We start from the raw sequence: 21,017 nt of genomic DNA on the forward strand, positions 1-21,017 counted from the left end.
GTTTAGCGAGCGCTTCGACGCTTGAATATCTGAAACCGCATGGACCGGGCCAGATACACAAAGTTCATGACACTCCCAAAACCCAACACCAGCAAGGCGACGAAGGGGCACAAGACCTATCCCTACCTTTTGCGTGGGCTGCGGGTGGACCGGCCAAACCAGGTCTGGTGCGTAGACATCACCTACCTGCCGATGCGCCGTGGGTTTCTCTATCTGGTCGCGATCATGGACTGGCACACCCGCATGGTTCTGTCATGGCGGATCTCGAACACGCTGGACGCCGACTTCTGCGTGGAGGCGCTGAACGAGGCCATCTATCGGTTCGGACCACCGGACATAATGAACAGCGATCAAGGTTCCCAGTTCACGTCGTTTGCCTGGACAGACCGCCTGCGCCGGTCAGGCATCCGCATCTCTATGGACGGCAAGGGGAGCTACCTGGACAACATCTTCATCGAGCGCCTGTGGCGCACCCTGAAATATGAGTGCGTCTATCTCCACGCTTGGGAGACCGGGTCTGAGGCCCGCGCCGGTGTCCCCAACTGGATGGAGTTCTACAATAACCGCCGCCCGCACAAGGCTCTTGGCGGCAGACCACCGGCAGTGCTCTACTCACTGCAAATCGAAGTCACCCAACCCAATCAGCAGGAGCAAAGAAGAGCTTAGAAAACGCCAGATGCTGTCCAAGGAATGGGGAGTACCTCAGAGTGCATACGGCACGCATTCAATGCGTCGGACCAACGTCACGCAAATCTACAAGAAAACAGGCAACTTGCGCGCAGTCCAGCTCCTGTTGGGCCACACGAAGACGGACAGCACGGTCAGATACTTCGGTGTCGAGGTTAATGATGCTCTTGAGATTGCAGAGGCCATTTAAATCTGAGAAGTCAGGCCGTTTTCACGGACGGCGCATAGCTGGCCGTTCACGCCTTGCGCGGCGAAGGTCTGGACCGAGCCCTTCTTTGCAATTTTCTGCAGAGAAGCTAACGTCAGTCGTTAGGAGTGGTGATCATGCTCAATGTTGGGATTGCCGGGCTTTTATTGGTTGCACTTCTTGGTTGGAAAGTCGGCTCGCCATATGTGTTATCTGAACAGTTTGAGGTCGTTGTCATTGATCAGCCCGCATCCCGATCTTGCACTGAAGGGCTGGTGAGCAGAATTGGCCGTGCGCGATCCGAACCTCCTCAAACTAATATTTTTGGGTACTGCGGGGCTGTCTTAACGGACCATGGCGCTTTTGACCTTGTGGAAAGCGGTTCCTTTCTCTTTGGAGCAAGCGAAAGGGAGGCCCTCTTTGATGCATTACAAGCAAGTTGCACAGTGACAATTCAGGCCTCTGGCTTTGGTCCGAGGCCCAGTTTGGGCGATGCAGCCAAGACTGGAAGCCGATGGACTATCCGTGCAACTGACAGCCCTCCTCGCTGCCATTGAAGCCGCCTTCGGCGCTGTACGACGCAGCGTCAATTTCGTCCCGCCGAGTAGACCACGGACCCCAATAATGCTCCATGATGCACGAATGACTGGTTTGGTGAAGCTGCACTGCGGCGCGCACCATTTCTTCGAAGGTCGGCCTTGGGCCGTTAACGTTTGAGGCATGCCACTGGACGAAACAAGGCGTGCCAAAGCTCAACCGCCACCAGCCCCGTCCCTACGGCCCTTTTTGTGGAGAGCGGACCGGGGCTGGCTCATCTCATTACTGGTGGCGCCACAAACTACCTTCCCGCCGCCGATTTATGGACAGCATGCTGAAGCGAGCGTGGATTTGGTGCCGAACGATCTTGGAATACGCACCGAATTACCGCTCGCATCCTTCGACTATCTTTTCGTCACGGGAAGTAAAGAATAGCAGATAGAGTGCATTGAACCCAATCATTGTGGTGCCACCAATCTCGAATACCCAATTGATACGAATACTGCCAATTTCATAGCCAATAAACTGGTCAAAGTGGTGGAACCCAATGGCACGAACGGCAACAAACACAAGCAGTAATAAAATACCAATCAGTGCGAGCCATACACGTCTTAGATGCCGTCTCATCAACCAGACCAGTAGAGGCCCGAACAAAAAGCTCGATATGATGATTGAAATTATGAACCTGAGTTGGAATGTCCGACGCTCAGCATACCAACCTTGCGCTTGCGCCAAACAACGCCCCACTGCCGTCAGCGCGGATTGCAGATCAAGCTGCTTATTCACGCCCAGCGCAAAAAGCAAAACTGTCAAAAAGAGCCAGAACATACGGTGTCTTCCGAATTGTCTGTAAGAAACCATCACAGAGAAAACGCTGACAATGAAATAGGAGGCGACTGTTATCCAACCTATGATGCTTGGGTCGCCAATTTGCGGAGACCATCTCGCGAAAACGCAATCTGCAAGGTCGTGTGGATTCATGGTGTACTCCAGTGTGAGACAGTCGTAGCACCGATCATTCGAACTGGCAGCACTTTGCACTCATCTCGAGCAGGAATGCGAAAGGCGTGAGCCTCCCGCAATGAAGTGGTCCACCCTATATTTAGGAAAGCGGAGGACCATAGATGGCCATTAAGAGACCCAAGCCGGAAGAGATTGTCGTGAAGTTGCGGCAAGTTGAAGTAGTGATGGGGCAAGGCATGCCCCGTATGGTGCGATCAGACAGATCGGCCTGACGGAACAAACCTATTACCGTTGGAAGAAGACGTACTGCGGAATGGGCACGGAGCAACTGAAGGAACTGAAGCGTCTCCAGAAGGATAACGGACGTCTTCGCCGTGCCGTATCGGATTTGACGTTGGACAAGTTGATACTGTCAGAGGCCGCACGGGGAAACTACTGAGCCCCTCGCGTCGGCGCGCCTGCATTGAACTTGTCCCCAGCCAGATCAAGGTTTCCGAGCGTCGAATTTGCCGTGTTCTGAACCAGCATCGGTCTACACAACAGCGATTGTCGCAGGCGCATGCCGACGCGGAGCGCCCGGTGGCTGATATGATCGAGCTGGCGCGTCAGTACGGTCGATATGGCTATCGCCGTGTTGCCGCTCTGCTGCGAGACGCGGACTGGTCCTCTCTCGGCAGATTGTTTCGCAATCGCCTGCCGGGCAATGGGTGAATGACAAACGCGTCGAGCGTTTGTGGAAACGTAAGGGGCTCAGAGTGCCAACGAAACATCCGAAGAAAGCACCGCTCTGGCTGAACCCCTCTCGTGACATCACTGCGTGATACACTGCCGGGCAGTGGTGGGGTCATACGCTCGGCTTCGTCCAGAGTATCGCAATCAGGTGTGATCATATGAGTTTTTGCATAACCGAACAGACGATGGCCGAGGATCACCAACGGTCAGAAAAGGACCAAACCTGAACAGAGTTAACTTATAATCGCGGGCTCAAAGGGGAGCAGGTCATCGCCCAAAAGCGCGAGTTGCTGCTTGGAGACTTTCGGATCATTGTTTCACGCTCTGGCGACCCGAAGCCCGTGGCCTCCGGTGAAGGTATGCGAAACAGCGAGCGATCAATTTCAAGAGGGCACTCACCTAAACTGCTATCACGATTTGCGAGACCAGCTCAGCGGTGTTGTGGACCCCGAATTTCTTCATTAGCCGGGCGCGATGGGTCTCCACTGTCCGATGCGAGATACTCAGCCGCTCGCCAATCTGTTTCGATGTCAGGCCTTGAGCGATAAGCGGCGCGATTTCGCGTTCTCGTGGGGTCAGATTTACCGAATGATAAGCTTTATCCTCGACCCGATCAAAACTCCAGATCATCAGCGCGAACGGGTCATCGGGCGACAGGGTGATGCCGCGCGCCCGGGCCCAGAACACCTCTCCGTCGCGGGTCTGCATGAACCGCTTGTCCTCGTAATATGTGCTTTCGCCGCTTCTGAGGGCGGCCTCGCCGATCTCTCCAATGCGCTTGAAATCGGCGGTCGATGGATAGAGCCGCTGGACCGACCGCCCGACCAGCTCGGCGCGCTTGAACCCGAAGAGTCGTTCAATGGCCTTGTTGCTCTCGATGACGCGGCGGTGACGCAGCACCATCTGGGCAACAGGCGATTCGACAAAACCCAGAAGCCCGGCCTTTTCGGGGGTGGATGTATTGATCACGGTGGCCTCCACTACGCGATAATCTACGTAGTCTTACCGATATTTCTACGTAGTTCTACGACTGTTGCGCCTGTCATCAGCATGTCATGCTTCTCTACAAATAGGGGGGAGCCATGACTGATACAATTTCCATCGTTGGCGCTGGTCACACGAAATTCGGGCGTCTGGACAAGAACCTCGAGGAGATGATCGTTGAGGTCACGCGCGAGGCGGTCGAGGATGCGGGCATCGACCCTGCCCAGATCGACGCGGTCTTTCTGGGCCATTTCAACTCCGGCCTTGTCAGCGACGGCTTTGCCTCTTCGCTGATCCATCAGGCCTATCCCGAGTTGCGCTTCAAACCCGGTATGCGGGCCGAGAATGCCTGCGCGTCGGGCTCTGCCGCGATCCATGCGGGCATGAACGCAATCCAGGCGGGCAAGGCGCGCACCGTCCTTGTCGTCGGCGCCGAAAAGATGACCCACCGCGCCACCGAGGACGTGACCCTCGCGCTGGCCGGGGCGGGTTACCAGAACAGCGAAGACGAGAAAAAGCTGAGCTTTCCTCAGGTGTTCGGTGTTGCGGCCAAAGAATATACCAGGCGCTATGGCAGCCCGCTGGACGCGATGGCGCATATCTCGGTCAAGAACCACGCGAACGCGATGCGCAATCCGCTGGCACACATGCAGAAGGAATTCACCTTCGAGCAGGCAAGCCAGGTCACCAACAAGAACCCCGAGATTGCGCCGCCGCTGCGCCTGACGGATTGCTCGCTGGTCACAGATGGCGCCGCCGCCATTGTGATGACGACCGAAGACAATGCTGCGAATTTCGACCGCGCCGTGCGCTTCCGTGCAGCGGCGCATGTCAGCGATCTGATCCCAATGTCTAGCCGTGATTTTCTGGAATTCGAGGGGCCGGCGCGCGCTTTCGGCATGGCATTCGACGAGGCCGGGGTCGCGCTGGACGATATCGACTTTGCGGAGGTCCACGATTGCTTCACCATCGCGGAACTGCTGACCTATGAAGCAATGGGCCTGACGCCCAAGGGCCAAGGCGCCAAGGCGCTGGAAGAGGGCCATGTCTACCGGGGCGGCAAGCTGCCGGTGAACCTCTCGGGCGGTCTCAAGGCCAAGGGCCATCCTGTTGGCGTCACCGGCGTTTCGATGCACGCGCTGTCGTACCGTCAGCTGACGGGGCAGGCGGGCGAGATGCAGACGCCCGATGCCCGGCTGGGGATGGTTTTCAATATGGGCGGCTCGGCTGTAGCCAACTACGTCTCTATCCTCGAAACGCAAAAAGCCTGACGGCCATGAACCTTGCAACCTGGCTTCATCAGACCGGCCTCGTGCGCCCGCGCGCACCGGCCATCCGCGTGGGGGAGACGCTTTGCGCCGACTACGGCCAGCTGGCGTTTCGCGCTTGGGCTGTTGGCCGGCATCTGACGGACCAGTACGGTATCCGGCGTGGGGACCGCGTCGCGCTCTTTGCCAAAAACTGCGCTGAATATCTCGAGATGATCCACGGGGTTCTCTGGATCGGCGCGATCATCGTGCCGATCAACAACAAGTTGCACCCCCGCGAGGCCGCCTGGATCATCGAGAATTCCGAAGCCAAACTTGCGATCACCGAGACGGGCGAGATCTATACCAGCCCGCGGGACCTGAATGCCCAGTGCCTCGAAGTCGGTATTCGCGCGCCCGAATTCCAGAACTCGGCGGAGTCTGTTGCCGCCTCTGACTACGCGCCGCCGGTCGAAATGGCGGATGATGACGTCGCCTGGCTTTTCTATACCTCCGGCACCACCGGGCGGCCCAAGGGTGTGATGGCGACGCATAAAAACCTGCGGATGATGGCGACCAGCTATGCGCTGGATGTCGACACCGTCTCATCTTTGGATCATTCGCTATATGCCGCCCCAATGTCGCATGGGGCGGGGCTCTACAATTTTCAGTTCGTGCGGGCAGGCGCCTGCCACGTCATCCCCGAGTCCAAGGGCTTTGATGCTGCCGAAATTCAGCATCTGGCCGAGAAGCTGGGCAACCTCGTCTTTTTTGCTGCCCCCACGATGATCATGCGGCTGGTCAAACATGCCGAGCAGACCGGCTATGGCGGGGACGGGATCCGGACCATCGTCTATGGCGGCGGTCCGATGTATGCAGCCGATATCGACAAGGCGCTGGCGACCTTCGGGCCCAAGTTCGCCCATATCTATGGGCAGGGCGAAAGCCCGATGACGATCACCGCGATGACGCGCGATCTGGTGGCCGATACGCAGCATCCCAACGCCGAGCTGCGCCGCGCCTCGACCGGCATCGCGCAATCCTGCGTCGAGGTGCGCATCGTGGATGAGGCGATGGCCCGGAAGCCCGTGGGCGAGGTTGGCGAGGTGATCGTGCGTGGCGATACCGTGATGAACGGCTACTGGAAAAACGACAAGGCCACTGCCGAGACCATCGTCGATGGCTGGCTGCGAACCGGCGATCTGGGCGCCATGGACGCCGACGGGTTCCTGACCCTGACAGACCGCTCCAAGGACGTCATCATCTCGGGCGGCACCAACATCTACCCCCGCGAGGTCGAGGAAGCCATCCTGACCAATGAGAAGGTGTTTGAGGTGTCCGTGATCGGTTGCCCGCATCCGGAATGGGGCGAGGAGGTCGTCGCCTTCGTCGTCTTCAACGACGGTCAGGAATGCGAGACCTACGAACTTGACGACTGGTGCAAAACGCAGATCGCATCGTTCAAGAAGCCGAAGCGCTACGTTTTCGTCCCTGAATTGCCCAAGAACAGTTATGGCAAGGTTCTGAAAACAAGCCTTCGCGAACGCATCGCAGTCTCTGAGGAGGAGCTGTGACGCGAGTACTCTAAAATTCACGCTTATCGGGAGGATATCATGAAGCGTAGAACTTTCCTGCAATCGGGTGCAGCAGCCGCTGGCGGTGCATTCATCATGGGGGCTCCGTCGATCGCATCGGCCGCGACATCCCTGAAATTCGACAGCTACGTGTCGGACTCCGCCGGCCCGTCCTGGGTTGATCGCTGGTATCTGGACGAGCTTGAGAAGCGCACCAATGGCGAGGTCGAGATCCGCCGCTACTGGTCCGGCTCGCTCAACAAGGTAGGCGAGCATCTGGCTGCCGCCCGAGACGGCACGTCCGAGATCACCCTGATCGCGCCGGGCTATTATCAGGCCGAGCTGCCTGTGACGCGCGGTCTGGAATGGTATTTCCGCATGAACCGCGCCGATGCCCTGCAGCGCGTCTGCCGCGAGGTCTATGACAATTTCGAGCCTCTGCGCGCCGAGTGGGAGCAGCGCCACCGCTCCAAGGTGCTCTACTGGACCAATTGGAACTACGCGCCCCTCGTGCTGCGCGAGCCGATCAACAGCCTCGAGGATATCAAGGGCAAGCGGATCCGCGGCTATGGCGTTGCCACCGACGTCATCGAGGCGCTGGGCGGCACCGCGATCCCGATGGCGGCGGGCGAAGTATACCAGTCGCTCGAGCGCGGTATTCTTGACGGTGTCTACGGCTTTGATTTCGTCACCGCCGTGGCCTACAAGCTGCACGAGATCGCACCGCATTTCTACGATATCGGCGATGGCCCGCACGCGCCGTCGGCGGTCATCATGAACAAGCAGGTTCATGACGGGTTGCCCGAGGATGTCCGCAAGGTCTCGGACGAGCTGATTTCCGAAATCTATGGCGGCCAGTTCTCGTCGATCTACGAAGACACGCTGACGCGCTATGTGGATACCGCTACCGCCGAGGGCGTCCAGTTCGCGACCATCTCGGACGAGGAAAAGCAGCGCGCCAAGGATCTTGTTCAGCCTGCGCAGGTCAACAAGTGGAAGGAAGAGGTCGCGCCGCAGGCGGGCATCGACGGTGATGCCATGCAGTCGATGATCGACGATGCGATCGCCAAGTTCGATCCTGAGGGCACGCTGCCGCGCCCATACGAGATCAGCCAGCGATCCTGATCCGCACCAAAGGCCCTTCGCGACCGCTCTGACAGGAGGCTTTCATGAGCATGATTCAGACAGTTCTCAGACTTGTCTCCAACCTGTTCGGAGTGGTCGCGATGCTGTTCCTCGCGTTTTTAATGTTCGGCATCACCGCCGATGTCATCGTGCGCGCACTTACCGGAGACCCGATATCGGGGGTCTTCGAGATGTCCGAGCTGAGCCTCGTGATGGTCGTCTTTTTGGGCGCGATGTGGGCGCAGCGGGACCGCGCGCATATCAGGGTCAATATCCTGTCCCAACGCCTGTCGGGGCGCGCGCACCGGGCCATCATGGCGTTTGGATGGGGCTGCGGTGCGCTGGCGCTTTTGATGCTGGCCTGGCCCGCGACGCAGGAGGCGATCTATTCCGTCTCCATCTGGGAATTCCGCTGGGGGTACACCCAGTTTCCGATCTGGTGGACCAAGGTCGGGCTTGCGCTGGGCCTGTGGTTCGCTGCGATCCAGATGGCCTGCCATGCCGCCTTTGCCCTTGCCGAGGACGAAAGCGACGACATCCACCCCGCCGCCGAGGCATGATCGGCCAGCATTCCTTCTGAAAGGTTTCCAATGGATCCGTCCCTTGCCCCCTATATCGCGGTGGCGCTGATATTCATCCTGATGGCGGCCGGCGTGCCGGTCTTTGCCGCGCTTGCGCTGTCGGGTGCCGCGGGCATCATCATGGTCGAGGATTTCGCGTTCCTGCTGACCCGGCTCAAATCGCTGCCCTACTCGGTGACGGCGGTCTACACGCTGGTGATCATACCGCTTTTCATCCTGATGGGCTCCTTTGCGCATCACGCGGAGGTCGGCAAGAAACTGTTTCACGTGGCCAGCAAATGGACCGGGCATCTGCCCGGCGGGCTTGCCATGTCGTCGATCCTGACCAGCGCGGGATTTGCAGCCACCTCCGGCTCGTCCGTGGCGACGGCCGCGACGGTCGGCAGCGTCGCGCTGCCCGAGATGAAGAAGGCGGGTTACGATCCCGCGCTTTCCGCCGGGGCGGTCGCGGCGGGCGGTGTTCTGGGCGTGCTCATTCCGCCCAGCGTCCTGCTGATCTTCTACGCGGCCCTGACCGAGACATCGGCGGGCAAGATGCTGATCGCCGGCTTCGTGCCCGGCCTGCTGACCACGATCATCTTCATGATCGGGATCTATTTCATCGCCAAACGCGGCGCCTCGAAGGAGGCCGTGACGCCGCGCGCAGGCTGGGGCGAGGCGGTCATCGGGACCGCGCAAGCATGGCAGGTGCTGGTGCTTTTCATCGTCGTCATGGGCGGGATCTACCTGGGCCTGATGACGCCGACCGAGGCGGGTGCACTGGGCGCGTTTGCCGCGTTTCTCATGCTGCTCGCGCATCGCGGCGCGTGGAAGGCGGGGATGCTGGGCAAGATCACCGAGAGCTTCCGCTCGACTATAGATACGACTGTTATGATCCTTTTCACCATCATCGGCGCGGGGGTCTTTTCCTACTTTCTGACGCTGGTGCAGGTTCCCAACCAGCTGGCGCAGGCTGTGGTGGATTCGGGTCTGCCACCTTATCTGGTCATCGGTTGCCTGCTTCTGGTCTTCGTGCCCTTGGGCATGTTCCTGGACGCATTCTCGATGATGGTGATCGCGATCCCCATCATGTTCCCCACCGTCCGATCCTTGGGCTTCGACCCGATCTGGTTCGGCATCCTGACGGTCAAGATGTGCGAGATCGGGCTGATCACGCCGCCTGTCGGGCTGAACTGCTATGTCATCGCGGGCATCGACCGCGAAACGCCGCTCCCAACCGTTTTTCGCGGGGCGCTGTGGTTCGTGGCGATGGAGTTCGTGACGATCGTTATCCTCTTCAGCTTTCCCGGCATCATCACCTGGCTCCCCAACCTGATGGATGCGAACTGACCCCGGCAAACCGCCATGCTGGCGGAGATGAACAAGACCAGCGGCGCCAAAGCACGCCAAGCATAGAAGGAGGAGCGTCATGCTCACATTCGACGATGGAACAGCATTCGTGACAGGCGGCGGGTCCGGCATCGGACGGGCTACCGCTGTGATGCTGGGCGAGGCAGGCGTTCCCGTCGTGGTCGCCGATATCAATGAGGACGGCATCGCCGAGGCGGTGTCCCGCATCAATGCCTCTGGCGGCGACGCGCTGGGTGTCACGCTGGACGTGAGCGATCAGTCTTCGGTCAACGCGGCCTTCGACAAGGCAGAAGCCTGGAAGGGTGCGGTCACCGTTCTGGTCAACAGCGCCGGCATCTTGCGGGTTGAGCCCTTCGAAACCGTGTCCAGCGAGGACTTCGAGCGCGTGATGTCAGTCAATGTCACTGGCAGCTTTCACTGTGCGCAGCGGGTCGCGAAAGGCATGAAAGAAAAAGGCTTTGGCCGCATCATCAACCTATCCTCGGTCTCGGGCTATCGCGCAGGCGTAGGCCGGACGGCCTACGGCACCTCCAAGGCTGCGGTCGCGCATTTGACGCGGCAACTGGCGCTGGAGCTGGGGCGCCACGGCATTACCGCAAATGCGGTCGCGCCCGGCACCACTATGACAAACATGACTGCCGAAGCTTACACGGATGAGAACAAGTCGAACTTTCTCAAGATGATCCCCTCGGGTTTCATCGCCGAGCCGGAGGATATCGCGCCCTCCATCGTGTTCCTGGCATCGAGGCAAGCACGTTATGTAAACGGACACACTATGCCTGTAGATGGCGGATACCTAGCCTCCGGGATGATGCAGACAGCGGGGTTGGAGCTTTAGGCGGCGGTAAGGCTACCTGCGGCAGGTGAATAATGACCACCGCTACCGTGTCTCAGGTGAATAGCGGTTCGCTCGTTGTCTCTTTCCATGGCTCCAATCCTTCGAATTGGAGCCTCCGGAAAACTCAGAGCGGTTCATCGCGCATTTTTTGCATAGAGCCGCTGTACCTTCGCTGTCGGTTGCACGCGCTTGAAACCCATTCTTCCCCAAGTTCAAGCCTGAACATAACAACATCCGAAATGACCGGCCCACTCTGTGGATCATTGCGGGCCTACTTTGGCACATTGACGTCGTAGGAGGACGGTTACATGGTCAGAGATACGGAGAGCGGCATACGCCCTCGCTGAAATCGACGGAAATCGGTAAGTAGCATTTAGCTCAGACCGCTATTCAATTTTAGGATCCATATTCGGATAACCTGCACGGGAAGGTATAAGAATACTATTGGCGGTGTTGGTGAGAGCCGGAACGATTTTGGCGATGATGCGATCGTGATCCCACTGTAGTCCTGAAACCGAACATTGGACGGCCGCTGCGGCGCGTCCGCTTGCGTCCCGTATTGGCGCTGCAATGCTGATTTCATTGACCAACGCTTGTCCTTGCGTAATCGAATACCCCTCGCGGGCGGCATCTTCTACCTCACGCGCGATCTGGTCGCGGTCCAGAATTGTAGCGGGAGTGACTGCGTATGTTGGCCAGTCCCGCAGGGCTTCTGCGCGACTCAATTGATCCCATGTGGAAAGGATTACTCGACCGGAAGCGGTCCCCAGTGCCGGCAGCTTGCTTCCTGCGATCGTGGCGGCAAATCTGGATCTCGTGTTGGGTAAGCGGAATACATAATTGATGTGGCCGTCGGAAAGTCTCGCCAGGTTGACTGTCTCGCCAATGTCTCTCGACAAATCGATCAGTTTGGGCATGGCAAGGGCTACAAGAGGATCGGACCAGTAATAGGCATTCGCCATTTCCAACCATGCAAGCGACGGTCTGAAACGCCGCGTCACGTCGTCCTTGTACAAGAACCCTTCCAGATACAGCGTGTTGGCAAGCCGCTGCACTGAGCTTTTGTCGAGTCCGGTTTTGCGCACCAGTTCGCTCAACGACATCTCCGTTTCATTCATATCGAAAGCACGCAAGATTCTCAGGCCCTTCGCGAGAGAGCCGACGAAGAGAGCGTGGGGTGGGTTGTCCATCTAGAAGCTCCTGAAATCGCGCCAGCGCTCTTGACACGCGCAAATGCGCTATGCTTGAATTAAAATTAAGTACTCTATATCGGTATTTGATACGCCATACAAGGATCACCAGATCCTTCTTTATCGTTGGAGATCGTTGTCTGGCGCACGTTGGAACGGCGCGTCTCCTCCCAGAAATCGGGATGATCAGACTGCCCATAGGCAAAAAGGGCAATTTTCACATCCATCAGTGACCGGTCCGCAGTTCTTAACCCGCGAACATCGCATCTAACTAAGGAGTGTCTTGAATGGACAAATCTAATTGCATCTCTCTGGCCGCGGCACTGTTTGCCTTGATTGGCAATGCGGGCTATGCGGACAAAGCAAACGATACGCTGAACGTCTCCATCGCGAAATCTCTTGAGAGCCTTGACAGCTATTACAGCAACTCCCGCGAAGGCATGGTGATGAGCCGAGCGATCTGGGACAATCTTTTGTATCGGAATCCAGTCACGAACGAGTACAGCGGAAACCTTGCAACGGAGTGGGAGTGGATCGACGACCTGACCATTGAGTTCAAACTGCGTGAGGGCGTTACCTTTCATAACGGTGAAGCCTTCAATGCCGACGATGTCGTATTCACAATCGACTACGTGACAAATGTCGAAAATGGCGTGCTGTCGCAAAGCAATGTGAACTGGATGAAAAACGCGGAGAAGATTGACGACTATACTGTCCGTCTCAATCTCAAAACGACGTTTCCTGCTGCTTTGGAATACCTGTCAGGAGCGATCGCAATTTATCCGGATGAGTACTATGGGAAAGTTGGCGCTAATGGCATGAACATGGAACCCGTCGGCACCGGACCGTACCGAGTGACTTCGGTTGATCCAGGTAAGCGGTTCGTGCTGGAAGCGTTTGAAGACCGTTTCGAAAGCCCCAAGAAAAACGCGCAAATCAGCACTGTCGACGTGCGCGTGATCCCGGACGTGAATGCGCAACTGGCCGAATTGTTTACCGGCAACCTGGATCTTGTCTGGCAGGTCCCTGCAGATATGGCCGAGAAAATGGAGGGGCGCGAGGGGTTTGTCGTCAAGAACGAAAGCACGATGCGCGTTGCTTATCTGCCGATGGATGCCGCCGGAAGAACCGGCGCAGACAATCCATTTACAAAGCTTGAAGTGCGCCAGGCGGTGAACCACGCGATCGACCGACAAGCGATCGTAGACAACTTGCTCAAGGGTGAATCCAAAGTTATCTGGACAGCATGCTTTCCAAGCCAGTTCGGCTGCACGGAGGATGTGCAGAAGTATCCCTATGATCCGGAAAGGGCCAAGTCATTGCTGGCTGAAGCCGGCTACCCTGATGGGTTCACTACCGATTTCTATGCCTACCGCGACCGCGAATATGCCGAAGCCATTGCCAGCTACCTGAATGCGGTCGGCATCAAGACCAACTTTAGGATGCTGCAATATTCGGCGCTCCGCGACCTGAACAGCTCGGGTGAGGTGCCGATAGGCTCGCTGACCTGGGGATCATCCTCGATCAACGATGCTTCCGCCATGGTCAGCCATTTCTTCAAACATGGGGATCAGGATGATGCGCGCGATGATGCCGTTCTTGCCGCACTGGAAGCAGCCGACAGTTCGACTGACCCAGAAGTGCGCAAGGATAACTACGCAACCGCTTTGAACATCATCGCAGAGCAAGCGTATTGGGCGCCTCTCTTCTCATACAATACGAACTACATCATGACTGACGAGGTGTCTTACACGCCGACGACTGATGAGGTTCTGCGCTTCAACGAAGCCAGCTGGAAGTAACTCTGAGGTCGAGGCCGGGGGATCCACGCAGATCCTTCGGGCTTGATCACGGCCGGTTAGCAACCGGTCGCCCAAAAGGAGTAGCGGATGTGTATCTGTGTGACACTTCAGCTCGATTCCGCTTCTCAGATCCAAGCGCCGTCAGAAAGGCGGCCGCTGTAACGAGCCGCTCCCATTCCATCCCTTCTCGAGGTTTAGATGACCCCTTCACTTACTGTCGAAAGCGCTGAAATCCGGTTGATCAGGCTGCCACTGATCAACCCGTTCACAATTTCGAGCGGCACAATGCACCACAAGGTGTTTCCGCTGCTCACCTTGCGGAGCGGTAAACTGGAGGGGTACGGCGAAGGTGTGATGGACCCATTGCCAAGCTATTTGGAGGATACAATTCCGGCTGCATTGGATCTGGCTGAAAATGCACTGCTACCGGCTGTTGTTGGGCAGAGCTTCGATAATCCGGCAGTGTTTGAGCGGGTGCTGGCGCCGTGGCGAGGACATTGGATGGCCAAGGCGATGTTCGAGATGGCCTTCAGAGACCTGTGGGCAAAATCGCTTGGTCTGCCGCTCGCCACCGTCCTAGGCGGGGTGCGAAGCGCGGTGCCGGTAGGTGTATCACTGGGAATTGACGATATCGATTGCACCGTGAAGAAAGCACAAGACCATGCAGCGCAAGGCTATCGCCGGATCAAACTCAAGATCAAGCCAGGACATGATGTCGAGCTTGTCCGCGCGGTACGAGACGCGCTGCCCAACACTCCACTGACAGTTGACGCCAACGCCGCCTACTCACTGTCCGATATGGATGTGTTGTATGGGCTCGATACAATGCGGTTGGATTATATCGAACAGCCCTTGGCTTACGATGACCTGCATGACCATGCTACTCTACAAGCGAGGCTGCGAACGTCGATATGTCTGGATGAAAGCATCCGCTCGGCGATGGACGTGCGTAAAGCTCTGCAGACCGATGCTGCGCGCGTCATCAACATCAAGGTGGGCCGCGTTGGCGGCTTTGCCGAGGCCTTGCGCATCCATGATGTTGCCGCCGCCTTCAACGCCCCCGTCTGGTGCGGTGGAATGTTGGAGGCCGGAGTGGGACGTGCTCACAACATACATTTGGCCAGCCTCCCCAATTTCATCCTTCCCGGCGACACCTCCAGTTCCAGCCGTTATTTTCACACTGATATCGTGAACGAGCCACTCGAGACGGATAATGGTTTGATGCCCCTCCCTTCGGGCCCCGGTGTCGGAGTGACCCTCAACCGCGCATTCATTGAAGAAACTACGACTGCATGCATTGAGCGCTGAGGATAAGCAATTGAGTTCTCTTCTCTAGACCGCGCTTGATCGTTCGAAGGTCGGTTTGGTCAGGTGACACCGCTATTTCCAATATTTTCCAGAGTTGCCTGGAAATTCGCCTCAGCTTCGACCAGCGAGATATTTTGGATTGTTTCCCCAAGGCGGCAGTTGGTGAACTAATCCAGCCATTTCAAAGTGGCATATTCAATCACGTCAGGGCTGCGCTGTCGGCTACGGCTGTGGACAAGCTGCAGACGTGCGGTATCTCAAAATGCTTTGGCACCGTATTTGTACCACGCAACTCCATTACCGTGCGATCCGGCTTTATCGGATTTTAGTGAAGTGTCTAAAATCGAGCTCCCGCAACCAATATTATCAAGTGATAAAAAGATCTTTTATGCCACTCTCCAGGGTGGCTTTTGGCTTTCCAACCACACGTGGAAGCACTGGGGAAGTCAAACTTCGCGTTGCGATCAATCAACACCAGCGCGCGCGTTGGCTTAGTGGTTTTGCGACCAGGATACCGGCATTTGCTCGGTCATATTGCCAAATCGTGCGAACAGGCCCGCCCATGTGCGGATACGGGCTATGGTCAAATTCAGCGGCAAAAGGGCATCGCGGTATTCGTCTTCTTCAAGCAGTGCTGCCATCGCTTTGCTGAGAGAAGTTGTTATCTGAAATGACGCATCCACGCCGCCAACGGGTCGAAGATCGCCCGTGACTAGGGCGACGTGTCCCGCCCGTCCGCTCTGTGTAGGAACATAACTGCCCAGGCTGAGACGAGACTGCTCCGGGCTACGGAATCTACGACACCACGCGCATTGCGTTCGACCAGGTAGGGCGCGGTCGTGCCGGGCAGGTCATCCCGCTTCGCCGCTATTCCGCCCCAATCTGCCTAAAACTTACCCAAGTTTGTGTGAAATACTGCCGCAGAGGCTACGTATCCATTTTGGTAGCAACGCAACAAGTCTTTCCGAAAAACCCGCGGGTGCATGCGGTATGACCGCTGAGTGGAATGAGGCAATGCAGATCCTCGTATCTGCGGGAAGGAGTAACAGACATGCCGACATATACCGTAGGGTTGTACAACACGAACCCGGCATCGGTGTTCTCCACGGCGGTGGGGTCGACCTTCACCTGGACGGGCTCGTCCAATACGGTGGGCACGGCGACCATCACCGACAATGAGCCCAATAATCAGGGCTGGACACTCGACGATGACAACAATGGCGGCGAGACCGCCACGGCCAATGTCACCATCGGCGGCAATAGCTCGACTGGCACCAGCGTCGATGCCGAACTGGTCTGGACGGTCCGCGATACTGTCACCGGCAAGGTGTTCGAAGTCGCGCAGCTGGATGTGGAAAACGGTGCCGCTTCGGGCTTTTACACGCTGTCCGAAATTCCCCTGATTTCAGGGCGCAGCTATGAGGTTGTGGCGTATAACACCAACCCCAATGTAGCCGCCGGCAATCCGGCCTTCAATTTCACCAACTATGTCGAAGCTGACAATATCGTCAACGGCACCACGGGTGATGACACGATCACCACGGCCTATACCGACCATGATGCCGATGTCGTCGGTAGCGGCGCCGATGTCGTCGCGGGCGGCGATGGCAATGACAGCATTTCGACGGGCGGCGGTAACGACACCATCAGGGGCGGCGGCGGCAGCGACACCATCGACGGCGGAAACGGCGCGGATGTCATCTACGGCGGCGACAACGGACCGCTGCCGGACAGCGCCGAGATCCTGAATTGGGAGGCGGTCGGAAATGATGGCGCCAACCTCGCCGCGGGCTTCAGCCAGATCACCGGCGAAATGGAAGTCTCGGTCAGCTTTTCGAATGACGGAAACAACAATCCGACATTCAACGTTGAATCCGGGTTGAGCATGTATGTCGCCCCGGGCGAAACGTTCAACACCACCTCCAGCCTAGATCTCTATGCTAATGGCGATGGCGCGTCATCGACCACCACGATCGATTTCGCCGCCAAAGCGGGCAGCGTCTACAGCAATTCGGTCGAGAACGTGTCTTTCCGCATCAACGATGTGGATTGGGTTTCCGGAAACCACCGGGATATTTTGACCATCAATGCCTTCGATGCCAATGGCGATCCGGTGACGGTCAGCATCACACCCGGCGGCGGGCAGACGGTATCGGGCAACACGGTGACGTCAAGCAACACCGACACCTCGGAGACCAGCCTGAACGGGTCGGTTCTGGTCGAAATTGCCGGACCGGTGTCACAGATTGGAATCGCCTACTCAAACGGCCTAGGCGGCACTCAGGGGATTTATGTCACCGATATCCATTTCAATGCGGTTGCCCCCGAAGATGGCGATGACAGCATTCTGGGCGGCGCTGGCAATGACAATATCTTTGGCGAAGCCGGGGATGATACGCTCAATGGCGGCACCGGCAACGACACTCTGACCGGTGGCGCGGGTGGCGACAGCCTGACCGGCGGCATCGGGGCCGATCAGCTCTTTGGTGGCGCGGGAGATGATACGCTGTCCGTGGCTCAGGGCGACCAAGCCTTTGGCGGCGACGGTGATGATTATTTTGTCCTCGAAGACCTCGGTGAGGCTGGCGCCGGCACGATCAACATCGTGGGCGGCGAAGGCGGCGAGACCGCCGGTGATACGCTCCGCCTCAATAGCGATGTGTCACGGGCCGACATAACATTCACCAATACCGATGACGCGGCTGGCGGCCTATCGGGCAACTTCGCCATGGCTGACGGCACGGTCGTGACCTTTTCCGAGATCGAGAGCATCATCTGTTTCACCCCTGGCGCGGGTATTCTTACCCCGAATGGCGAGCGCGCGATTGAAACGCTGCGCGTCGGCGACATGGTGATCACCCGCGATCACGGGCCGCAACCGATCCGCTGGATTGGCAGCCGCACAGTGGCCGGCGTCGACAGGTTTGCCCCGATTTCAATCGCCGCCCATGTGCTTGGCAGGGCGACGCGCCCGCTATTGGTGTCACCGCAGCACCGGATTTTGTTCACCGGTTACAAGGCCCAACTTTTGTTTGGTTTTGACGAGGTTCTGGTCGCCGCCAAGCACCTGCTGGATGGGCGCGATGTGGTCGCCAGCGACCGGGCGGAGGTGACTTATATCCACATGATGCTGGACCAGCATGAGGTGATCTATGCCGATGGCGCCGCCACCGAAAGCTTTCACGCGGGTGATGTCGGGATCTCCTCGGTCTCGGATCAATCGCGCGAGGAAATGTTCAGCATTTTCCCAGAATTGCGCGCCAATCCCAACGCGTATGGCAAGGCCGCCCGCCCATGTCTCAAACCCCACGAGGCGCGGCTTTTGCTGCCGGTTCCGGCGCTTGGCGTGCTCGCCGCATAACCGGACCGGCGCAAATGGGGCAGGGTGTTCGCTTCACAAAAGTCGCGCCCGGGACTTCAGTCGGCCAGCCATTTCTCCAGCATGGCTTCGGCGGTCTCGCAGCGCTTGCAACCGGGGCCATAGATTTTGACGGATTTCATGGGGTGTCCTTTCAGGGGGGATTTCCAGAGGCGGTCACAAAACAAAGAAGAGATAGCTGTCGGCCAGCACGCCAGCCGCGACGACAGCGGTGAAGATCGCGATCAACCGCAAGGTCAGCACCTGCTTCAGTATAATCATTTCCGGCAGCAACAGCGCGATCACTGACATCATGAAGGCAAGTGTCGTGCCCAGCGCAGAGCTTTTGCGCAGAAACGCCACGACAATTGGAATGACGCCCGCAGCATTGGTGTACATCGGAACGCCAATGACGACCGCTGCAGGGACCGACCACTACGCGCCGCCCCCATGATCCTGAGCATCATCTCTTCGGGGACATACCCGTGGATCAGGGCGCCAATTCCGATCCCGACCAACACCCAGGTCCAGACTTTGCGACACTCTCGCGGACTTGCCCGAAGCCGGTTTTTAGCCTGTCGACAAATGTGGTGTTCTCCTCGGGCAGGCCACCAACCGGGCCCGCGTTGAACTCGCGCACCTGGTCTTTCAGCTAGCGTTCCAGACCCATCTTATCCATCATATATCCTGCGACCGTGGCAATCGAGAAGCCGAACACAAGGTAGGTGGTGGCGATCTTCCAACCGACCAGACCATAGAGCGGGCCAAGACCGACAGACCCGACCATCGGGCCTGCGATCAGGAACGAAAACGTCACGCCCAGCGGAACGCCTGCGGAGACAAAGCCGATCAAGAGCGGCACCGACGAGCAGGAGCAGAAGGGCGTCAGACTCCCCAGCAAAGCGGTCAGCGGATGCCCCAGTATCTCACGCTTTCCGGCAAGGTTGGCGCGTCTTCTCAGGGCTGAACCAACTGCGCAACACCTTCGTATGGCGCGACTTGCGGCTCTGGCTCGCGTCAACCGATCCATCGATTCACAAACGCAATGCTCGTTCCCATCCCAGAGGATTGCGAGCGCGGCACGGCGCGTTGAATCCCAAAGGGCGCTGAGTATTTCTTACCTCAGGGCCTGCAACCAATCGCCTGTATCTGACATCTCTAATATTTTTCCATTGGGATAACACTTTGAATTTTTGCCTTCTTAAATCCTTTTTTCATTTCTAAGAGTCGCACTCTCGCAACAGCGCGTCACAACACGACTTGCGCGCCCCCTTAACAATAATGAAGTAGGCAGGAATAATGTCGGATTTTCTGGTTTTCCCAACTTAGAACAGCGCTTGGAACAATTACCTGGTTGACACCAGGGTATTTGGAGACGCGCGGGACGCTACGATTGGGGACGAAAATACCACGGTAGATATCTTCGATAGTACTGAGTTCACCTAGGTTGGCATTCCCGATGGCCCTTTTGCATATGAGGGTCCTTATGACATGTACCAGATCACACTCAGTACCGGGGGTGGTGCGGTCTGGATGGCAGGGAACGGACTAAGCGGCGGCTTGGTTATTCTTCTGGATGCTCAAGCTTACGCGACATTCAACAACGGCGCTGACAATGATGTTGCTTCGCTTTTCCCCATTTCATCAATCAGCTATTCTTCATTCTATACGCCTCCGGTGAACTCCGCGCCGACCGGCTCCGTTTCGATCTCGGGCACGGCGGCCGAGGATCAGACACTGACCGCGAGCAATACGCTGACGGATGCGGATGGGCTGGGCACGATCGCGTACCAGTGGCAGCGCGGCGGCAGCGACATCTCGGGCGCGACAGGCGGCAGCTATACGCTGACGCAGGCGGATGTGGGCGCGGCGATCACGGTGGTCGCCAGCTACACCGATGGCGGCGGCACTGCCGAGAGCGCGGCCAGTGCGGCGACGGCCGATGTCGAACCCGTGGGGCGCAGCATGACCGGCACTGGTGAGAACGATCGACTGATCGCCGGCGCGGGGAATGACGTGATCAACGCCGGAGATGGAGCCGACACGATCAATGGCGGAGACGGAGATGACACCATTTTCGGTGGTGACAGCGATGCTGATGGGGGCGACTTTATTGTCGCAGGCTTGGGAAATGACTGGGTCAGCGGCGGCCATGGAGACGACTTCGTATTCGGTATGGACGGTGACGATACGATCTACGGCAATGAGGGACGTGACGAACTCCGCGGTCAGGGCGGCAATGACGTCATCTCGGGTGGTGCTCAAACGGACCTTCTCGACGGTGGAGATGGTGACGACTTCCTGAACGGGGGGTATGCGAATGACCGTCTTTATGGAGGCTCCGGCGGTGACCGTTTTTACCATGAAGGCGTTGCGGGCCATGGAACAGATTGGATCAGGGACTACAGCTCGGCAGAGGGCGATCGCCTCGTATTCCGCAAGTTCAGCGCTGATGCTGACGACTTTGTTGTGTCGTTTGAGCTACTCCCCATCTCTTGGACAGGATCTGGCGTAATTTAAGCTACTCGTTGCACCTGCTGATCGGGTTGGTTGA

The 21,017-nt window shown here is 57.7% G+C and carries 17 protein-coding genes and 2 pseudogenes; 13 read left to right on the forward strand and 6 right to left on the reverse strand.

Going from position 1 to position 21,017, the window contains the following annotated elements; all coding sequences use genetic code 11:
• Positions 1–78: 78 nt before the first annotated feature.
• Both ACEWPL_RS18320 and ACEWPL_RS18325 read left to right on the forward strand, forming a co-directional pair.
• Positions 79–666, forward strand: a pseudogene (locus tag ACEWPL_RS18320) (IS3 family transposase); the annotation flags it as partial.
• A 10-nt stretch (positions 667–676) separates the two neighbouring features.
• The gene (locus ACEWPL_RS18325) at positions 677–877 is read left to right on the forward strand and encodes a tyrosine-type recombinase/integrase (protein WP_393929009.1); all 201 of its coding nucleotides are present in this window, start codon (positions 677–679) and stop codon (positions 875–877) included.
• 918 nt (positions 878–1,795) lie between these two features.
• On the opposite strand, the gene ACEWPL_RS18330 is transcribed toward ACEWPL_RS18325, so the two are convergent.
• Positions 1,796–2,392, reverse strand: coding sequence for an isopropylmalate isomerase (locus ACEWPL_RS18330; protein ID WP_393929007.1), 597 nt, complete (start codon positions 2,390–2,392; stop codon positions 1,796–1,798).
• A 143-nt stretch (positions 2,393–2,535) separates the two neighbouring features.
• On the opposite strand from ACEWPL_RS18330, the pseudogene ACEWPL_RS18335 reads away from it, so the two are divergent.
• A pseudogene (locus ACEWPL_RS18335) lies at positions 2,536–3,257 on the forward strand (IS3 family transposase); the annotation flags it as partial.
• Positions 3,258–3,505: 248 nt separating this feature from the next.
• Here the strand turns inward: ACEWPL_RS18335 and ACEWPL_RS18340 are convergent.
• On the reverse strand, positions 3,506–4,087 hold the full coding sequence (locus ACEWPL_RS18340) for a LuxR C-terminal-related transcriptional regulator (protein WP_393929005.1): 582 nt from the start codon (positions 4,085–4,087) through the stop codon (positions 3,506–3,508).
• A gap of 101 nt (positions 4,088–4,188) precedes the next feature.
• Here ACEWPL_RS18340 and ACEWPL_RS18345 point away from each other — a divergent pair, with 101 nt between their 5' ends.
• The 6 genes from ACEWPL_RS18345 to ACEWPL_RS18370 all read left to right on the forward strand — a co-directional run bounded on the left by ACEWPL_RS18345 (position 4,189) and on the right by ACEWPL_RS18370 (position 10,805).
• Positions 4,189–5,361 carry an acetyl-CoA acetyltransferase gene (locus ACEWPL_RS18345; RefSeq protein WP_393929003.1) on the forward strand — a complete coding sequence of 391 codons (1,173 nt, stop codon included), beginning with the start codon at positions 4,189–4,191 and terminating at the stop codon, positions 5,359–5,361.
• 5 nt (positions 5,362–5,366) lie between these two features.
• A complete protein-coding gene (locus ACEWPL_RS18350; protein ID WP_393929001.1) occupies positions 5,367–6,911 on the forward strand; it encodes a class I adenylate-forming enzyme family protein in 1,545 nt (514 codons plus the stop codon).
• Between the two features lie 39 nt (positions 6,912–6,950).
• Positions 6,951–8,036, forward strand: coding sequence for a C4-dicarboxylate TRAP transporter substrate-binding protein (locus ACEWPL_RS18355; RefSeq protein WP_393928999.1), 1,086 nt, complete (start codon positions 6,951–6,953; stop codon positions 8,034–8,036).
• Between the two features lie 44 nt (positions 8,037–8,080).
• Entirely contained in the window at positions 8,081–8,596 is a 516-nt protein-coding gene (locus ACEWPL_RS18360) for a TRAP transporter small permease (RefSeq protein WP_393928997.1), read from the forward strand.
• 30 nt (positions 8,597–8,626) lie between these two features.
• A complete protein-coding gene (locus ACEWPL_RS18365) occupies positions 8,627–9,946 on the forward strand; it encodes a TRAP transporter large permease (protein ID WP_393928995.1) in 1,320 nt (439 codons plus the stop codon).
• 79 nt (positions 9,947–10,025) lie between these two features.
• On the forward strand, positions 10,026–10,805 hold the full coding sequence (locus ACEWPL_RS18370) for an SDR family NAD(P)-dependent oxidoreductase (RefSeq protein WP_393928993.1): 780 nt from the start codon (positions 10,026–10,028) through the stop codon (positions 10,803–10,805).
• Between the two features lie 386 nt (positions 10,806–11,191).
• On the opposite strand, the gene ACEWPL_RS18375 is transcribed toward ACEWPL_RS18370, so the two are convergent.
• Positions 11,192–11,995: an IclR family transcriptional regulator gene (locus ACEWPL_RS18375; protein ID WP_393928991.1), complete on the reverse strand. Its 804-nt coding sequence runs from the start codon at positions 11,993–11,995 to the stop codon at positions 11,192–11,194.
• A 287-nt stretch (positions 11,996–12,282) separates the two neighbouring features.
• Between ACEWPL_RS18375 and ACEWPL_RS18380 the strand changes: the two genes are divergently transcribed.
• Together ACEWPL_RS18380 and menC are read left to right on the forward strand one after the other, a co-directional pair.
• On the forward strand, positions 12,283–13,797 hold the full coding sequence (locus ACEWPL_RS18380; protein WP_393928989.1) for an ABC transporter substrate-binding protein: 1,515 nt from the start codon (positions 12,283–12,285) through the stop codon (positions 13,795–13,797).
• Between the two features lie 198 nt (positions 13,798–13,995).
• Entirely contained in the window at positions 13,996–15,105 is a 1,110-nt protein-coding gene (menC, locus tag ACEWPL_RS18385; protein WP_393928987.1) for an o-succinylbenzoate synthase, read from the forward strand.
• A 491-nt stretch (positions 15,106–15,596) separates the two neighbouring features.
• Here the strand turns inward: menC and ACEWPL_RS18390 are convergent, their stop codons facing one another.
• Complete coding sequence (locus tag ACEWPL_RS18390; RefSeq protein WP_393928985.1) at positions 15,597–15,746, reverse strand: hypothetical protein; 150 nt, start codon at positions 15,744–15,746, stop codon at positions 15,597–15,599.
• A gap of 410 nt (positions 15,747–16,156) precedes the next feature.
• Between ACEWPL_RS18390 and ACEWPL_RS18395 the strand changes: the two genes are divergently transcribed.
• A complete protein-coding gene (locus tag ACEWPL_RS18395; protein ID WP_393928983.1) occupies positions 16,157–18,466 on the forward strand; it encodes a Hint domain-containing protein in 2,310 nt (769 codons plus the stop codon).
• Positions 18,467–18,640: 174 nt separating this feature from the next.
• On the opposite strand, the gene ACEWPL_RS18400 is transcribed toward ACEWPL_RS18395, so the two are convergent.
• Positions 18,641–18,862: a permease gene (locus ACEWPL_RS18400; protein ID WP_393928981.1), complete on the reverse strand. Its 222-nt coding sequence runs from the start codon at positions 18,860–18,862 to the stop codon at positions 18,641–18,643.
• Between the two features lie 253 nt (positions 18,863–19,115).
• A complete protein-coding gene (locus ACEWPL_RS18405; RefSeq protein WP_393928979.1) occupies positions 19,116–19,364 on the reverse strand; it encodes a permease in 249 nt (82 codons plus the stop codon).
• Positions 19,365–19,954: 590 nt separating this feature from the next.
• On the opposite strand from ACEWPL_RS18405, the gene ACEWPL_RS18410 reads away from it, so the two are divergent.
• Positions 19,955–20,983 (forward strand): calcium-binding protein, encoded by a 1,029-nt coding sequence (locus ACEWPL_RS18410; RefSeq protein ID WP_393928977.1) that lies wholly within the window; start codon positions 19,955–19,957, stop codon positions 20,981–20,983.
• The last annotated feature ends 34 nt before the right edge of the window (positions 20,984–21,017 follow it).

The organism is Roseovarius roseus (genome assembly GCF_043355935.2).
In the GTDB taxonomy this organism is placed as follows: domain Bacteria; phylum Pseudomonadota; class Alphaproteobacteria; order Rhodobacterales; family Rhodobacteraceae; genus Roseovarius; species Roseovarius roseus.

Bases quoted from the DNA above. Each gene is read 5' to 3' on its own strand.
- ACEWPL_RS18355 (WP_393928999.1), top strand. From the start codon at position 6,951: ATGAAGCGTAGAACTTTCCTGCAATCGGGTGCAGCAGCCGCTGGCGGT.
- ACEWPL_RS18345 (WP_393929003.1), top strand. From the start codon at position 4,189: ATGACTGATACAATTTCCATCGTTGGCGCTGGTCACACGAAATTCGGG.
- ACEWPL_RS18330 (WP_393929007.1), bottom strand. From the start codon at position 2,392: ATGAATCCACACGACCTTGCAGATTGCGTTTTCGCGAGATGGTCTCCG.
- ACEWPL_RS18400 (WP_393928981.1), bottom strand. From the start codon at position 18,862: ATGTACACCAATGCTGCGGGCGTCATTCCAATTGTCGTGGCGTTTCTG.
- ACEWPL_RS18395 (WP_393928983.1), top strand. From the start codon at position 16,157: ATGCCGACATATACCGTAGGGTTGTACAACACGAACCCGGCATCGGTG.
- ACEWPL_RS18380 (WP_393928989.1), top strand. From the start codon at position 12,283: ATGGACAAATCTAATTGCATCTCTCTGGCCGCGGCACTGTTTGCCTTG.
- ACEWPL_RS18410 (WP_393928977.1), top strand. From the start codon at position 19,955: ATGTACCAGATCACACTCAGTACCGGGGGTGGTGCGGTCTGGATGGCA.
- menC (WP_393928987.1), top strand. From the start codon at position 13,996: ATGACCCCTTCACTTACTGTCGAAAGCGCTGAAATCCGGTTGATCAGG.
- ACEWPL_RS18325 (WP_393929009.1), top strand. From the start codon at position 677: ATGCTGTCCAAGGAATGGGGAGTACCTCAGAGTGCATACGGCACGCAT.
- ACEWPL_RS18360 (WP_393928997.1), top strand. From the start codon at position 8,081: ATGAGCATGATTCAGACAGTTCTCAGACTTGTCTCCAACCTGTTCGGA.
- ACEWPL_RS18370 (WP_393928993.1), top strand. From the start codon at position 10,026: ATGCTCACATTCGACGATGGAACAGCATTCGTGACAGGCGGCGGGTCC.
- ACEWPL_RS18365 (WP_393928995.1), top strand. From the start codon at position 8,627: ATGGATCCGTCCCTTGCCCCCTATATCGCGGTGGCGCTGATATTCATC.
- ACEWPL_RS18375 (WP_393928991.1), bottom strand. From the start codon at position 11,995: ATGGACAACCCACCCCACGCTCTCTTCGTCGGCTCTCTCGCGAAGGGC.
- ACEWPL_RS18350 (WP_393929001.1), top strand. From the start codon at position 5,367: ATGAACCTTGCAACCTGGCTTCATCAGACCGGCCTCGTGCGCCCGCGC.
- ACEWPL_RS18390 (WP_393928985.1), bottom strand. From the start codon at position 15,746: ATGGCAGCACTGCTTGAAGAAGACGAATACCGCGATGCCCTTTTGCCG.